Below are 16902 nucleotides of genomic sequence, written 5' to 3'. Positions count from 1 at the left end.
CTGCACCCTCTATATATTCAATACACAAGCTTTTGAAACCTTGTTTTTTCTTCATATGGATGATAGAGCAGGAAAATAGAGGAAGATGGAAGAAGACATGGTAGAGAGAATCGGTTATTATGCTTGGTAAAAATGAAAATGAGGTGAACGCTGACATGTCTTACGCACAACTTCCTTTACATCACCACCAGATTCCGGCAAGTCGAATGGTTCTTGGCTGTATGCGGTTTGGCGGTGAATGGGATGGTCTTCCCATTACTTCAGATCTTGTTGTGGAAGGGCATCGAGCGGTAGAAGCAGCTATTGAAATCGGCATTAATCACTTTGATTTAGCGGATATTTACACACGTGGTAAGGCAGAGCATGTATTGGGGCGAGTTTTATCCGAAACTCCTGGTTTGCGTGAACAGATCATTATACAGTCGAAATGTGGTATACGTCTTGTGGGTGATGATGAAGGACCGCAGCGTTATGACACCTCAGGTGCACATATCCTGGCGAGTGTGGACGGTATCCTGAAACGGCTCGGTATCGATTACCTGGATATTTTGCTGTTACACCGCCCTGATCCGCTCGCCCATCCGCAAGAGATTGGAGAAGCACTGGCTGAGCTGCATCATTCCGGTAAAGTGCGCCATTTTGGTGTGTCCAATATGGGTTCTGAACAGATTCGCCTTCTTCAGCTTCATAGTAAAGTACCCCTGATTGTGAACCAGTTAGAGATGAGTTTAGACAAAATTGGATTCGTAGAAGCCGGTGTGACGGTAAATCGTCCTCAAGCGAGAGACAACGTGTTTCCCTATGGCACGATGGAATATTGTCAGGCAGAGCATATTCAACTGCAAGCTTGGGGTCCACTTGCTCAAGGGCGATTTACTGGCAGGGTAGTTGAGGGACAGCGGGCGGAGATTGAGCATACGGCTCAATTGGTTGATCGAATGGCTAAGGAGCGTGGGGTGACACCGGAGTCTATTGTACTGGCTTGGTTAATGAAGCATCCAGCAGGGATACAACCTGTCATTGGTTCGATTCGACCAGAACGTATTCTGGCCTGTCGTGATGCAACGAATATTGAGCTTACCCGTTATGAGTGGTACGAGCTTTATTCCGCTTCATGCGGGCGTAGAATGTAAGTAGAGACATCTGAGAGAGTGGTTCGTTTCGATCAAAATTCATAGATATTGGGTGAAAATTGAACATATAAGAAGACACAGGCTGCTGATGGCCTGTGTCTTCTTTGTAATAATCGGCTTCATTTGGTTGAAACACATGATCGAAAGTGTAATGAATCCTAAGGTCATATGGCCTACAATGCGTATACATGGGTAATAAGCATGCTGATTCGGATCCGAAACCAGTGTGTTGGCACGGCTGTAAGGATGTTTCACCTTCATATTTGCGCTAGAGGCTATGTCCATGGACTTAGGAAGAGTGCTGATAAGAAGGACGTTTCAACCATTTTTATCGTTTTACAGGGTAGTTGCTGGAGTGCTGTGATAAAATGATAGGAATAAGAACATACGATCTGTTTATGTGAGAGGAGACACCTTGACGATGGAGATGCTTAAACCACCCGCCGAGACATTATACGAGGTTGAATTACGCGCGCTGCGAGAGGAAGATCAGGGGAAACGTCCCCCGAACTGGCTGTTATCTCCCGCCTATGTGCGCGATTTTATTATTGGCAGGGATAAGCCTGCGCTTTTAAATGGAGAAGAGATCACGATTACCCGCAAATTCTATGGCAATGACGTGTTAATTGAACGTGCAGTGGTTACTCTGGCAGGCAATCGAGGATTAATGCTCGTGGGAGAACCCGGGACAGCCAAGACCATGCTTAGCGAACTGCTGACCGCAGCGATCTCCGGTACCAGTTTGAACACGATTCAAGGTACAGCAGGCACAACAGAAGATATGATCAAGTATTCCTGGAATTACGCCATGTTGCTTGATAAAGGCCCTTCGGAAGCGGCACTTGTGCCATCACCGTTATATAACGGCATGAAGAAAGGCATTCTTACCCGTTTTGAAGAGATTACACGTTGTCCAGCTGAAGCGCAGGATAGTCTGATCAGTATTCTCAGTGACAAGGTCATGAGCATTCCTGAACTGGATGGTGGTGTACTGTTTGCCCAACCGGGATTTAACGTCATTGCTACAGCCAATATTCGGGATAAAGGTGTTAACGAAATGAGCGGTGCATTGAAACGTCGCTTCAATTTTGAAACAATCAAGCCCATTCATAACGTAAAGATGGAAGCCAAAATCATTGAATCCCAGGCACGAAGCCTGTTGTTACATAGTGGAATTGATATTGAAATTAACCCGGATGTGGTTGAATTGCTGGCTACAACATTCATGGAACTGCGCACCGGCATGACACGGGAAGGCTACAAGCTGGACACCCCTCAAGCATCCATGAGTACGGCGGAAGCGGTGTCTGTCTATGTCCAGAGTGCGATGACTTCCTATTATTACGAAGATAAAGCTATTGGGCTGGATCGGTTGGTGCAGAACATGCTGGGGACCATTGCAAAGGAAAACGACAAGGATCTGTCCATTCTCAAAACCTACTTCTCCAAGGTCGTAAAAGAGCGTTCCAGAGAAGAGGGAATGTGGAAGGACTATTATGAGGAGAGAAAATGGATCGGTTAACAGCAGTTCTGGACCCTGATGTTGATCAGTTACAATCCTTGTTCGAATCCCAGGTGTATAACCTAAGTAATCCTACGGTCTATTATCCAATACGACACCATAGCCCTGCATGTTCGTATCACTTGTTACGATTAATTGGGGAGTACAAGCCGGATATCATTCTGATCGAAGGACCGGAGAGCGGTAATCCATTAATTTCAGTGCTGAGTGATGAGGCAACGATACCTCCTGTCAGTCTGTACTATACCTATGAGAGTGAATTGGAGAGAGAAGCCTGCTATTATCCGATGCTTCGGTATTCGCCTGAATATGTAGCTTTGAAAGAAGCAAAACGCCTGGACATTCCGGCGAAGTTTATTGATCTGGACTATCAACACTTCTCCACTCGTGCATCCAAATCCGGCCAGACAGAACAAAAGGAGATCTCCATCCAGGACGAAACCTTGCTTGCGGGGTCTGACTTCATTAACCGATTATGCCAAAAAACAAACTGCCGCAGTTTTGATGAATTATGGGAAAAGGTGTTTGAAATTGGCGGTCTGGAAAAATCCACTCAGGCATTCGTGCAGGATGTATTCACGTATTGTACTTTATCCCGAATGTGTTATTCCACGGAACGATTACATTCTTCAGGTGATCTGGCAAGAGAAGCACATATGAGACAACGTATTAATCAAGCGGTGCAGGAGCATGACCGTGTGCTTGTCATTACCGGTGGATTTCATACGTATGGACTGTTGATGTCTGAGCAACATGAATCGGAATTGGAACAGCCAGAAATGGATAAACGGCATACAGACCAACGTTTGGATGGACAAGGTAAACCAGGAACGTCTCAACAAAGTGCGGTTAATCCAGATACGGTTCACCAACAAATGTACCCGATGGTCTATACCTTTGCTGAAGCGGATCGGCTCAATGGATATGCGAGTGGCATGCCTTATGTAAATTATTACGATCAGATCTGGAACCAGCTGCTTCGCAAAAAGAGTACACCGTATAATCTAACGGCTCTGGACTTGTTATCCCGGCTGATGCGTCAATTACGGGACGGACACGAGCATGTATCAACGAGTGATGCAATTGAGGCGTACAGCATGATTCAAGGTCTTGCCGGGCTTCGGGGTAAAAGGGAAGGCGGCGTCTATGAGTTAATGGATGCAGCACTCTCTTCCTTTGTGAAGGGGGAGCTTACGTTGGCGACCGATAAACCGCTGCAAGAGCTGCAGCAGTTATTGACAGGAGACGTCATTGGAAGTGTGGCTCCCAATTCATTCAGTATTCCCATCGTGGAGGACTTCAAGGCGCGTTGTACAGAGTACAAACTGCAGATCCGCACAACAGGACAGCACAAGAAAGTGCTGGATCTGTATGCGAAACCGGAGCACCGTCAGATAAGTCAATTGATTCAGTGCATCACCTATCTGGTTCCGGAATTCGCGAAACGGCAATCGGGGCCGGACTGGATCGCAGAGCGTGACATGAATCTCGTACGTGAAACCTGGGTTTATATGTACTCCTCCCGTATTGAAGCCAGATTGATAGAAAACTCTCTCTATGGCGGAACACTTGCTGGAGCGGCTACGCGCAAAATGGAAGAACAAATGCAAGAAATACCGAATCATCATAGCGGTGAACTTGCCCGACTCATGCTTCAAGCGCTACTTTTGGGGCTTCAGGACACTGCGATGAAACTCTATGAACAGGTCCGTTCAGCGCTGAGAACGGACGGGAATTTTCTATCCTTATGTAACAGTCTGCATGTCTTGAACCGAATTCATCAACACCGCAGGTTGCTGGGATTATCTGACGAGCAACATCTCCCTGACCTGGTATCCGAAGCTTATAGGAATGCCGTAGACAAGTTGTTACAGCTCTCCAGAGCCAATCCGGATGAACATGAAGCTATTATTCAGGGATTGAAGCTGCTAGCCATGCTCGCGGAGTCATCAGAGGAGAATTTTCAGGATGAGACATTCCGAATTCACCTGAATGAGCTTCTGTCTGATCACCAGCTTCCGGCTCAGCTGGAGGGTGTGTGTGTGGCTATTTCCTCAGGGCTCGGTGACAGGCCCAGGGATGAGATTGTTGATCGTGCTCGCGGGTATATCCATGGTACACCGGATCAGACCCGTCAAACGGCACTTTTTTTGCAGGGAGTATTCACTGTAGCGCGTGACGCTTTTTTATATGAAGATCAGCTCTTGTCTGAGTTGAATTATCTGATTGAACAGCTGTCATACGACGACTTCATCAGTATGGTACCGGAATTGCGGTTGGCATTCACCTACTTTACACCAATGGAGACGGGCTTGATTGCGGAGCGGGTGGCGAGTCTGCATCAGGTTGAACCAGAGGAGATGTTGAGGCCTGCGGTCGATGAACAGATGCTGATTCAGTCCAAGACGTGGGATGAAGCGCTTCGAAAGGAGTTTGCCGCATGGAAGCTAATATGAATGAAGCGAATCGGACAACGGACGAAACCGGAGAAATCAATGAAAGTTCCAATCCGGATGGAAGCAAACGAGGGGATCAACATTCTGCTGAAACCTTAAATCGATGGCGTCTGATTCTCGGTGAATCGGCGGAAGAAGGGTTGTGTAATACAGACCAATACACTTCGGCTGAATTTCAATATACGGAAATCGATGAGATTCTGGGGTATCTGTATAACCGTGAATACGGTGAAGAACAAGGTTACCGAAAAGAGGGAGGACGCGGTGTGTCTAACCTGACTGTACCAAAATGGCTGCACAAGGTCAGGGATCTATTCCCCAAACCAACGGTAGAAATTTTGGAAAAACAGGCGCTTGATCGTTACGGGCTGACAGAATTGTTAACGGACAAAAAGCTGCTTGAATCCCTTGAACCCAACATGAATCTGCTCAAGAATATTATGCAGTTCAAAGGACGGATGAAAGGTGAGGTATTAAAGAGCGCCAAGGATATCGTGCGAACTGTGGTTGAAGAGCTCCGCAGCAAGCTGGAATCGCAGACCCGAGCCAGTATCATGGGCAAGCGCAGTCGCTACACCTCCAGTTCAGTACGATCCTTACGCAATCTGAATTTCAAGCGAACCATCACCAAGAATTTGAAAAATTACGATAAAAACAAGCGCAGGTTTGTGATTGATCGTCTGTATTTCGATGGGAATATCCAGCCCCATAACAAGTGGAACATCATCATTGGTGTGGACGAAAGTGGCAGTATGCTGGATTCAGTCATCTACAGTTCGGTGATGGCCAGCATCTTCTACCGTTTGAATGCGTTGCGCACCCAATTATTCATATTTGATACGCAGGTTGTTGATCTGAGCGACAGGCTGGAAGACCCCGTAGACGTGCTCATGAATGTACAGCTCGGCGGGGGCACACATATTACCAAAGCGCTGCGTTATGGCGAGACGTTAATCGATAATCCGGGCAAAACCATCTTTATTCTGGTTAGTGATCTGGAGGAAGGTTACCCGATTGCGCAGATGTACAAAGCCTGTAAAGATATCATCGATGCAGGATGTAAATTGCTGGTTCTCACCGCGCTCGATTTTAACGGGGATTCAGTCTATAACAAACATGCCGCACAGACATTAACCAATATGGGGGCACATGTAGCAGCAATTACGCCTAACGAACTCGCGGATTGGATTGGCGAGATCATCACTTAAATTCAAGGAGGAATGTGTAATGCTTACCGCAGACCGCGCAGTTGAAACTTTGGTGGAGAAATTCGCAGTAACCTGTTCAAACGAGTATTCATTAAAAACAGATCGAAGCTCCGAAATTATCGATTACGTCTTGGGAACGACAGACAAGTTCCCGGATATGATGGGAAATTCGAGTCATTATGTGTATCAAACGATTGATCTGCTCATGAAGCTTGCCAAAAAAGACGATGGAGATATCTTTTACCGTGCCGGGGCTATTGTGATATATCTGGAATCCAATTATTCCAAAAGAAATTCATGGAGAACGGATGCCTTTACTGTCTGTATGGGAAATGACTCCGAAGCTTACGGATTAAGCGGGAAGAGCAAAAGCGCTGATCGTATGGATGGATTGTTGTCCCGGTTGGAGAAGATCAAACAGTTTGCAGGCGAGAACGAAATTCTGACTGAATTAAAGAGTAAATTAAAGCGTGCCCAGTGGCTTTTTGATTCCAAAAAAGCGGACAGTCAAGGGGATTACCGGGATGTAATTAATGCTTTAATGCTGCTGCAATTATATTCAAGACTCAGTGACACGGCTTCTCATCTTGCAGAGGTTCAATCTTCTGTTCAATCGTTACCAGTGTTGTTTCAACATGTGATGGCTAATGATGCAGATAAGTTGCGGGACGAGTTACATACGTTGATTGAACCTGTAGTGGTCAGTAATATTCAAGGGAAACATAACGGATCTTCCCAAGAATTGAAGGATGAATTCCTCAAGGAGAAGCGTAGTCAGCTCATAGCTGAACTGTATCCCAATACGTCTTTCTCTTCAAAAGAGCAATGTTCACACACAGTATTCCATCAAACTATGGTACTTGTGAGTGGTGCCTTGTTGTACCTGATTAACATTAGTGGAGGTAAACAACGGTTCCTTGATACAAATAGTGAGATTGGGCATGTTTTGCTTCACACAGTACATCAATTACATGAGATTTATCCACTTGAAGTTCGCCGTTACTTGCTGAGTATGGACCCTAGAGCCAAGAGTCCAAATGATCTGCTTGCTGGACTTGTGCCTCTGGATGAACCTTATCAGTTGGTTGAAATGTTGCGGGACGAGCTTAATTCGTACACGGTATCTTGGAACATGTTACAATCCGCGATCGCGAATCGTCCTGAACAAGCGATTCGAGCATACGAGATTATCAAACCGCCATTCCTCAAACTCTGCATTCAGAAATTCATGGAGGATCAAGGATTGACATTGCCTAATGCGGAGGGGTCACTGGAGCAAGCGGTATTTAACGCTCTTCGGCATCCTTTGGACGGGGGACGTCAAGGACTTGCGATTGCAAGATACTTAAGTGGGGAAAACACCCTGGAGGAATATTGGGAGGACCCAAATAGTCGTGGGTTGTTTAATCAACTGAATCGGGATAAAAAGCGTGTTCACAACCTCATTAGTATTAGTTTTCTGCCCTTGGATTCGGAGGCGATGCGCAGGTTCGCAATCCTGACCACTCATCCCGATTGGACACTGGATATTATCTCGGACATGTACAATTCATACGCGTTTAGTGGAGAGCAGCTGCTTCAACGTTACGGGCAAGACCCTGAGGTGCAACGTGAGAAATTGCTAACCAGCCTGATCTCACTTAATGGCATGACCGACTACAGATACAAATCGATGCCGCATGACGAATACCGCCGAATCATTCAGCAGAATCTGGACTATGCACTGACACAGTACAAGAAACTGCCAACAGATACACGCATTTTAATTCTGGAGATTACCTTTGAACAGCGTGATGAGTTATCGAAGAAAATATTGGCTGAAGCGATTCGTGCCGGACTGCAGGATTCTTCCAAAAAGGCCAACGGCGTGGCGTTAGCGGAATTCAACCGAATTCCTGATCAGGACTTGTATACGCTCATCTACCTCTCGGAGAAAAAAGTGGGAATCAAAGAGATGGCTCTGACTGCAATCCGCAGTCTGGAAAACAGCAAGGAACTGTACGGTGAACTTTTGAAGAAAGAGAAGTCCGACGATTGGAAGAGCTTGATCCAAATTCTGCTGGATACCGCAGATCTAAGTCCAGAGTATGCCCATGCTGCACTCGCTGATCAGGCGGATGCCAAAAAGTTGTCGAGACTGAGCTGGTTGTCCTTGAAAGATCTCCCTTCACTGATACGTATTGAAGACAATCAGCCTTTAGATGACCGGATTAAACAGTATGCTTTGGTCCAATCATTGGATCATACATCCGGTCCTAATGAACGGTTGAATGAATTACGAGATTACGTAAGTGAGGCATCGCTCGCTCGTTTTGCAAGTGAACTGCTCCAGGTCTGGATTCAGGAAGGTGCTCCTGCAAAAGAGAAATGGGTGATGTATGTATCAGCACTCTTTGGCGATATTCACATTGTGAATATTCTGGCTCCGCAAATTAAGGAATGGACAGAAAACAGTCGTGGCGCGATTGCAGCAGATGCTGTAAAAGTGCTCGCTTATCTGAAAGATCCATCCGCTCTTATGGCGATTGACAAGATCAAACGTGGCGTGAAGAACCGTCAGGTGAAAGGTGCAGCAGAAGAAGCATTGCAACTTGCAGCCGATAATATGGGACTTACCTCGGAACAACTGGAGGATCGGCTGGTCACCACACTTGGTTTTGATGAAAAAGGAACCATGCAGCTGAGTTACGGAGAGCGTTCCTTCCTTGTTAAGGTCAATGGAGACTTGCAAGTCGTTGTCTTAAATGAAGAAACGGGCAAATCCGTGAAGAGTCTGCCTGCTCCTGCACAGAAAGATGATCCTGAATTGGCAGCGCAGTCCAAGGCACGTTTCACACAGCTGAAAAAAGATCTCAAATCCATGGTTAACATTCAGGCGCAGCGTCTGGAAGAGTCATTGTCCAAGCAACGTCTGTGGTCTGCCGATGAGTGGAAAGCATTGTTTGTACAAAATGTAATCATGCAAAAATTTGCTGTTGGTCTGATCTGGGGAACATATGAGGATGGCTCTCTGATCAGCACCTTCCGTTATATGGAGGACGGGACCTTCAATTCCGTGGATGAAGATGAGGTTGATCTGCCTTCGGATGCGCAAGTGGGACTTATACACCCGCTGGAACTGGATCAGGCGACGCTTGAAGGTTGGACAACGCAGTTGGAGGATTACGAGATCAAGCAGCCATTCGAGCAATTGAATCGTGAGATTCACCAGCCAGAAGATGAGGATAAAACGAAGAATGAATACGATCATCTGCCCGAGTCTGATTTCTCACCAACGGCTTTCCCCAAAGCACTGGAGAAATACGGCTGGATCAAAGGACCGGCACAGGACGGCGGCTGGTATCATGAATTTTATAAAGAGTACGGAGATCTCGTTGCGGAATTGCAATTCAGTGGTACGAGCATCACGTATTACGAGGGATTGGATGACATTACCCTGGAATCCCTTCATTTCTTCAAACCGAATAACAAGCAATATTATTACTATGGTGACAACAAATCCATTGCTCTAGGCAACGTTCCAGGTCGCGTGTTCAGTGAAACGATCTACGACATTCTGAGAGCAACGGGGCGTTGATGACGTGAATGGATTCAAGGAAAAATTCCGGATTTTTTCGAAGCTGTGTACGGAGGATTATTTGATTCGGTATGCCAACAAGGGGTTGTACAAAAGGTCTTTGAAAGAGTTGGACAATGGTGTAAGTGTAACGTACACATGGAATGCATCATCTGTGAGTTGTCAGCTCAGTGACGGGACACAATGTACGCTTGAAAATACGCTGGATCATTGGGAATGCTCCTGCCCGGCCGATCATATCTGCAAGCATGTGCTTATTGCAATTCTGTATGATCAACGGGAATATACGGCAGAGGATTCAATGAATGCAGACGAGAAGCATGCGCTGGATAAGGACTCAGGGATATCGGATAATGATCCGTTGGACGTACCAAAAAACGTATCAGTAACAGAATCATCATCAAACTTAGTATCAAACGTGGATGATTCAAGCGAAGATCCGCATTCAGTTTCTCGTGAGATCGAGTCTCGCTTCCGCTGGATGACGGAGTCTGACCTTACTGTGTTAATTAAATCGTATAGTTCTTCCATGATTGAGGAAGTTGTTTTCCGACTGAGATACCCAGAGGAAATTAAGATCATTGAAGATTCACTTCTTACGGTTCATCTGACCACCCAGAATATCGAGGTGTCTTTTACGGAGGAACCGAACCTTGCAAAAGCACTATGTAAGGTGCAGCAGACAGCCGGGAAAATGGCCAAGCTTGAAGCTTTGTTACGGTACCGGAACTTTAAAGGTCTGGATGATACGGATGCATTAAGTGGACGGGTGTACGAGGCCAAGTTCTCTCTTCAGACAGTGCAGGAATGTCGGGTTATGCTGGCAGGATTGTTGAAGACGGGACTGGCCCGCCTTCCTCAGTCCTATATGGCACAACTGGAGACTTTGGCAATTGCAGCTCATAGTGGCAACCTACCTGACATAGAACGCAGTTTACGAGGGATTCAAGGGGAACTACAGTTGTTTTTCAACAGACATATACGTTTCTCCATGCAATCCATGTTGGATCGGGTAAGCAAGCTGTATCTTGCACTCCAGGTTCTTGAAGAAGAAAAGGTATCTGTCATTCAGCAGAGTCAGCTCATTGGCAGTTTTCGAAGTAAATACTATACGGTTCCTTCACTTCACCTGTATGGACTGGGAGCTGATGCGTGGGAGACACGATCCGGTTTCCGTGGAATCACCTATTATTTCTATTGTTTTGATGATGAGGAAATCTACACTTATAGCGATGTACGTGCTGTATATTATGATGATCAGCAGTTCTCGTATACAGAGCATTATGGTGCATTCACACCATGGTTGCCTAATCTTACCTTTCGCCAGTTCGTGGGTGAAGAAGTTCAATTCCATTCAGTTAAAGTGAATGAAGAACGCCGGATCTCTTCCGGGGAAGGTGCCAAGCTTGCGATTTTGCCACGAACGGGTGTGGAAACGTTGAATATGGGCAAAACCATGCAAGACGTAACGTCAGTACTTCAAGAGGAATCGCGATCGTTCGACTTGTTTGCTGCTCCCAAAGAACGATTGGCAGTGATCAAAGTTGCTCGAATCGTGGACCATAACTTTGTCAAACAAACGCAGGAGCTTGTCCTGACGGTTGAGAGTACCGAAGGAGAACGATTGGCACTCACTCTCCCATATTCATCTGACTGGCAGGCGATGATCCAAAGACTGGAGTCAGGATATGGTTCCCAATCACTTGAACATTTCTATGCCTTTGTGCGTGTGGAACCAAAACGGATTAGCCCAATCAGTTTCCTGAAGGGCAAAACGGTGCTCAGTCTGAAACTGGATATCGGTAATGGGAGGATGGGCAGACTTGGAAGAATATAATCAGTTCATGCAGAAAATTAACGGCTGGTCAGAAGAGTTGCTGCTGCGCGGGTTATCTCAGTTTACGATCCGAGATATTGAGGTACTTGAGCAGCTCACAGCGGAATCCTTGCGGTTGCAGATGAGTTTCCTGCATGAGTTGTTGAATCACGTCATTAAGGAAGGACGTAGCGTGGCTCTTGGACAAGGTAATGAAGAGTTGCTGTTATTTCAGTATTGTCGTCTCACCCAATATGTACAATTGAGTATGCAAGAAGAGGCGTAATATTGGTTAGATTTTCAAGCGAAGGCCCATGAGAGCGATATGATGTAGTAAATAAGATGTATTATAGAAGATGAGAAGATTTGCAGAAGGCTACAAGGCCACTGCAAATCTTTTTTTATCGTGGAGTAAGTAAAAGTCATTTGCCAAACGAATATAGGTAGGAAGCACGGATCAACACGAGCACTCGTGATCATATGAGCATGGAAGGGAGGGGACATCTAATCGTGGAAGAAGAACAGATACGGAAGGCAGTAGCGAATCGTGATCCTGAAGCCATGGAATGGGTGATGAACCACTACGCAGGTTTGTTATGGAAGATTGCTCATTCCATCCTACATCATGCATCGACAGAAGAGATTGAAGAATGCGTAGCAGATACATTTTTTGCTTTTTGGCAGAATCCGGATGCATTCCAGTCTGGGCGAAGTAGCCTGAAAAATTACCTTGCAACAATGACAAAACATAAAGCGATTGATCGCTACCGGAAACTTAAAGAACTGAGCTTACATATGAAGAGGAGATTCATTCGGTGCAAACGGATGATTTGTTGGTTCAGATGGTCAGTAAAGAGACATATACGGAACTTAATCAAATGATTGAATCTTTTCCAGAACCGGAACGGGAGATTATGAAACGTCGGTTTTACGAAGGACAGAGACCCCATGAGATATCGGAAGCATTGTCTCTACACGTTAGGCAAGTCCATAACAAGCTTTATCGCTCCAGGCAACGATTGAGGACATGGTGGATGAACAGGAAATAAAGGAGGCGATCATATGGGAGAATCCGAAAAAGAATTCACTGAGCAGAACCTCTTTAACATTAAAAAGTTGTTCTATGATAAATTGGCGATGAATGAACCAACAAACATTACAAGATCAGATACATCATTTTATCCACCTGTATTATATCCATCCGATCCATCCGCACAGACAAAGAAGTCCATGAATAAAAGAAAAAAGTATCGCAAAGCCATCTATATTCCTGTAACCGCTGCGTTATCGTTATGTCTTGTTACAGGGGCAGCTGCATCGGTGGGCATCATTGATCTGTCTACTGTTCTTCATTTTCTAGGTGCAGATCGGATTGGCATTCTTCAGCCTGTTCATCAGGTGAGTGAAGATCAAGGGATTCGAATGGAGGTTATAGGTGCTGTCAGGGACGGAGATACAACGGAAATCTATGTTTCATTGTCGGATCTGACGGGTCATCGCATTGACGATACACTGGATGTATATGATTACAGGATAACCGGAGGTAATGCAAACAACGCTCAGATTATTCATTATGATGATGCGAATCAAACGGCTATTGTCCGATTCCTCATTCAAGGAAAAGTCAGCAAAAATTGAATTACAGTTCAGATTAATACGCTGATGTCGGGTACATCTCTTCAAGAGGGTTACAACGTACAAGTGGACTGGAAGCAGTTGTTACAAGAAAAGCAAAACAATAGTTATCAAATCCTGGAGCGAGATCGTATTAGTGGCTTGGGAGGTACAACCGATATTCAATTGGAAACTGATCCTATTCCGGTACTGCATCAGGATGTAACGAATATCCCCATTTCCGGTATTGATTGGATGCATATTTCCAATATAGGTTTTGTGGATGGCAAGTTACACATTCAGATTAATCCGGATAATGAGATTGGCGAGTATAATCATGGATACTTCTACTTCACGGATGAGCAAGGTCAAAAGCTCGATATTCCCCAATATTCCATTAGCTACGGGAGATACATGAAAAAAGGAGTAGACATTGGTGGGGATTACATTGAGTTTGTGTATGATCTGTCCGCTGTTGACCAATTAGATAAGCTCAGACTCCAAGGCAGCTTTACGAGCATTAGTGAAGTTGTACAGGGAAATTGGAAAACGACCTTTAACTTGAGTCAAAATGGTTTGAGTAAAACAGGAAACATTCAGCTTGATGCAAATGGAGCCTCACTGGCAAATGTTACTCTTTCCCCGGTTGGTGTCACACTTACAGGTGAGGCACTGAGTATGATTCGGATGGAGGATCTGAGTATTGAAGTGCACCTGAAGGATGGTACAAAGTTGACTGGCGAATCCGGTTTCCTCCAGCTGGATCAGGATCTCATTAAGTGGATTTCCCCTAAGACCATTCCGGTGAATGATGTGAGCTACCTGCTAATCAATGGAGAGAAAGTAACTTTGTAAGAAGAATAATTAAAAGGTGAATCAAAAATATGGGGATAACAGCGATCGGAAGGTGTTCTGTCATCGGAGTGGTAAGTGTGAATATTCTTTAGTTCAACTTATATAAAATGAATTACATGTCATATCCCGATTTATGACGCATACCATTAGGCGAATGCGGTCATAAGGGAGGAAACTGAGATGTCCATGAGCGAACCGCTGTTAACGCAAATTGTGAATCAACATATTCCGGCTGGTGCAACGGTCGTCACTATTGATAAACCTGTTCAACATCCAGCGATCTATGCGGCAGATCTTACCGGTGACGGTATGCCGGAGATTGCTGCAGTCTATCAGTTGAATGGTGAGCTGTATTTGCTCATTCTGAAATTTGTTCAAGGACATTGGATCAAGATGGCACTAATTAAGGGATTGGGGTATGGGGTGACTTTAATGACTGCAGCCCCTGTAACTTCAACTGCAAGGAACAATCTTATTATCGGTTGGCGGATTGGTTCTATATGGTCTAAGCTTGCCGTATATGAGTGGACGGAATCAGGGCTCAAAGATCTGGCGCCTGACGATCTATACTATAGCTATGCAGAGATTATAGATATGCCTGGTCCACATGGCCGAGATGGGAAAGTGGAGATTGCACTCTGGATACATGACACAGGTGAAGCTTATCGTGTGGAGATTATCCGATGGCAGAATGGGAAATGGGTTCCTGCACCGGACGTATATGCAACCTATTATCCCAAAGTAGTGCAATATTACGAGCAACTAACCCAGCAATATCCTGATTATATCTTTTACTGGTATTACCTTGCGGATGCTCAGTACCATGCGGGCCAGTATCCGGCAGCTCTCGCTTCAGTTCAGAAGGCACTCAGTTTCCCGGAAGCGTATCCTTCCAGAGAGGTACTACAAGAGCTAGAAAAGAAAATTAAGCAGGCAATGGTCCCTATAAGTCATGCCCGGGTAGCGACATGGTTATATCCAGTCTCCGTTCGAACCACGAGTGGGACGCGTTGGGGGTACATGGATGCCCAAGGCCACATTCGGCTTGAGCCGGTTCTGGATGACGCGCAAGAGTTCCAACCCAATGGATTGGCTGTGGTTGTGAAGGGTGGTCGTGCCGGCGTAATTAACCTTCAGGGGCAGTATGTCGTTCAACCTGTATACGATTCCATCAATTCCTTTTCCGAAGAACGGGCGATAACAATTGATTCTCAAGGATTTAAGATGATTAATGAACAAGGTACAGTCCTGACCAAACGTGCGTACCCGTATATCTCAAATATGAACGACGGTCGAGCGTTATTTTACGATTCTAATCCTGGTCAGGCAGATGGATCGGTGAGTCGGTATGGTTATTTGGATGCGTTGGGCAATGAGGTGATACCTGCACAGTTCGCTTCGGCGAATGATTTTCAAGATGGTAAAGCGGTTGTGCAGATTAAGGACAATGAATATGCGCTCATTAATCGCAATGGACATCGGCTCGCAACGTATCCATATGCCTATGTGGGACCACTAGGGGATGGACTGCTTGCTTTTCAAAAAGAAGCATCTGGAAAATATGGGTACATCGACGAACGGGGTAATATTCGCATTCAGCCCAAGTTTTCATCGGCATTTCCTTTTAACGGCGGGCAAGCGATTGTTAATACAGCAGAGGACTACAAATCGATCTACGGTGTTATTAATACGCAAGGATCGTTTATCATTCAACCCGCCTATAATGACATCCGCGAACTAGGCGAGCATCGTTATGCGCTGGGGCAAGCGATTAACCCGGAGCAGCCTTATATCGGCTCTGTGTATGCGATTGCAGATACCAACGGTAGAAGGCTTACGGAGTTCCTATATCGCGAAGTAGGCAATTACAAAAACGGCCTTGCTTCCGCATCGGATGGAAGACAGACCTATCTGTTGGATCTGAGTGGAAGACCTGCCGCTGGGTATCCCCATGTAGAAGGTTCGGGTACGCTGGAGGTCGTGGCACCAGATCTGATTAAGGCCTATGTAGACCAGCGTTTATCGTATGTGAATCGGGCAGGACAGATCATCTGGCGGCAAAATACAATCGTTCCGCTTCATCTGCCGTACCGTGTACGCGAAGAGAAGTACAAACCAAACAGGGACTACCTCGTATATTATCCGCAGGTGGAGGGATTAACGAACCAAGCGGAGCAGCTTGCGCTGAATGCCAAGTTGAAGCAACTCTCCCAGGTTAAACCGATCCCTGCGGATCAGCAGCTAGATTATACGTATACAGGTGATTTTGATATAACGTTTTATCAGCAGCAATTGCTGCAACTGCAACTCACAGGTTATAACTACCCGGCGGGTGCAGCGCATGGTATGCCTACGATGATCTATGCGATCATTAATCTGACGAATGGTCAGTTGTATGCGTTGAAGGATTTGTTTAAACCAAATAGTGACTATGTAAAAGTGTTGAGCCAGATTGTGGGGGATCAGATCAAAAATGATCCTCAATACTCGTATGTGTTTCCGGACACCTATACGGGGATTAGTGGGGATCAGCCGTTTTTTGTAACAGCGGATGCTCTACATCTCTACTTCAATCCATATGACATCGCTCCCTATGCGGCAGGGTTTCCAACGTTTACGATTCCTTTTGTCCAGATCAAGGACATCATTAATACAGAAGGTTCGTTCTGGAAAGCTTTTCATAGTTGAGTGTCCATTCACAGGTTAAGCGATGAAGCCATA

The 16902-nt window shown here is 45.6% G+C and carries 12 protein-coding genes; all 12 read left to right on the top strand.

Going from position 1 to position 16902, the window contains the following annotated elements:
• Window positions 1–155: 155 nt before the first annotated feature.
• Window positions 156–1133 carry an aldo/keto reductase gene (locus MHH92_RS16465; protein WP_307411809.1) on the top strand — a complete coding sequence of 326 codons (978 nt, stop codon included), beginning with the start codon at window positions 156–158 and terminating at the stop codon, window positions 1131–1133.
• Between the two features lie 421 nt (window positions 1134–1554).
• Entirely contained in the window at window positions 1555–2655 is a 1101-nt protein-coding gene (locus MHH92_RS16460) for an ATP-binding protein (protein WP_076328618.1), read from the top strand.
• The gene (locus tag MHH92_RS16455; RefSeq protein WP_340904954.1) at window positions 2643–5111 is read left to right on the top strand and encodes a DUF5682 family protein; all 2469 of its coding nucleotides are present in this window, start codon (window positions 2643–2645) and stop codon (window positions 5109–5111) included. Before MHH92_RS16460 ends, MHH92_RS16455 begins: the two co-directional genes overlap by 13 nt.
• Window positions 5096–6319 (top strand): VWA domain-containing protein, encoded by a 1224-nt coding sequence (locus MHH92_RS16450; protein ID WP_235431586.1) that lies wholly within the window; start codon window positions 5096–5098, stop codon window positions 6317–6319. Before MHH92_RS16455 ends, MHH92_RS16450 begins: the two co-directional genes overlap by 16 nt.
• Before the next feature lie 19 nt (window positions 6320–6338).
• Window positions 6339–9896 (top strand): DUF4132 domain-containing protein, encoded by a 3558-nt coding sequence (locus tag MHH92_RS16445; protein ID WP_340904951.1) that lies wholly within the window; start codon window positions 6339–6341, stop codon window positions 9894–9896.
• A 4-nt stretch (window positions 9897–9900) separates the two neighbouring features.
• Window positions 9901–11733 carry a hypothetical protein gene (locus MHH92_RS16440; protein WP_340904949.1) on the top strand — a complete coding sequence of 611 codons (1833 nt, stop codon included), beginning with the start codon at window positions 9901–9903 and terminating at the stop codon, window positions 11731–11733.
• Complete coding sequence (locus MHH92_RS16435) at window positions 11720–11998, top strand: hypothetical protein (protein WP_340904947.1); 279 nt, start codon at window positions 11720–11722, stop codon at window positions 11996–11998. The genes MHH92_RS16440 and MHH92_RS16435 overlap by 14 nt, the downstream gene beginning before the upstream one ends.
• 224 nt (window positions 11999–12222) lie before the next feature.
• Window positions 12223–12594: a sigma factor gene (locus MHH92_RS16430; RefSeq protein WP_340904945.1), complete on the top strand. Its 372-nt coding sequence runs from the start codon at window positions 12223–12225 to the stop codon at window positions 12592–12594.
• The gene (locus tag MHH92_RS30605; protein ID WP_445744709.1) at window positions 12555–12761 is read left to right on the top strand and encodes an RNA polymerase sigma factor; all 207 of its coding nucleotides are present in this window, start codon (window positions 12555–12557) and stop codon (window positions 12759–12761) included. The genes MHH92_RS16430 and MHH92_RS30605 overlap by 40 nt, the downstream gene beginning before the upstream one ends.
• Window positions 12762–12774: 13 nt before the next feature.
• Window positions 12775–13350, top strand: a complete 576-nt coding sequence (locus tag MHH92_RS16425) for a hypothetical protein (protein WP_340904943.1) — start codon at window positions 12775–12777, stop codon at window positions 13348–13350.
• A 24-nt stretch (window positions 13351–13374) separates the two neighbouring features.
• A complete protein-coding gene (locus tag MHH92_RS16420; protein WP_340904941.1) occupies window positions 13375–14181 on the top strand; it encodes a hypothetical protein in 807 nt (268 codons plus the stop codon).
• A gap of 180 nt (window positions 14182–14361) precedes the next feature.
• A complete protein-coding gene (locus MHH92_RS16415) occupies window positions 14362–16869 on the top strand; it encodes a WG repeat-containing protein (RefSeq protein ID WP_340904939.1) in 2508 nt (835 codons plus the stop codon).
• The last annotated feature ends 33 nt before the right edge of the window (window positions 16870–16902 follow it).

It is taken from the genome of Paenibacillus sp. FSL M7-1414 (assembly GCF_038003195.1).
Taxonomy (GTDB): domain Bacteria; phylum Bacillota; class Bacilli; order Paenibacillales; family Paenibacillaceae; genus Paenibacillus; species Paenibacillus amylolyticus.
This window is presented reverse-complemented; position numbering and strand designations above follow the sequence as displayed.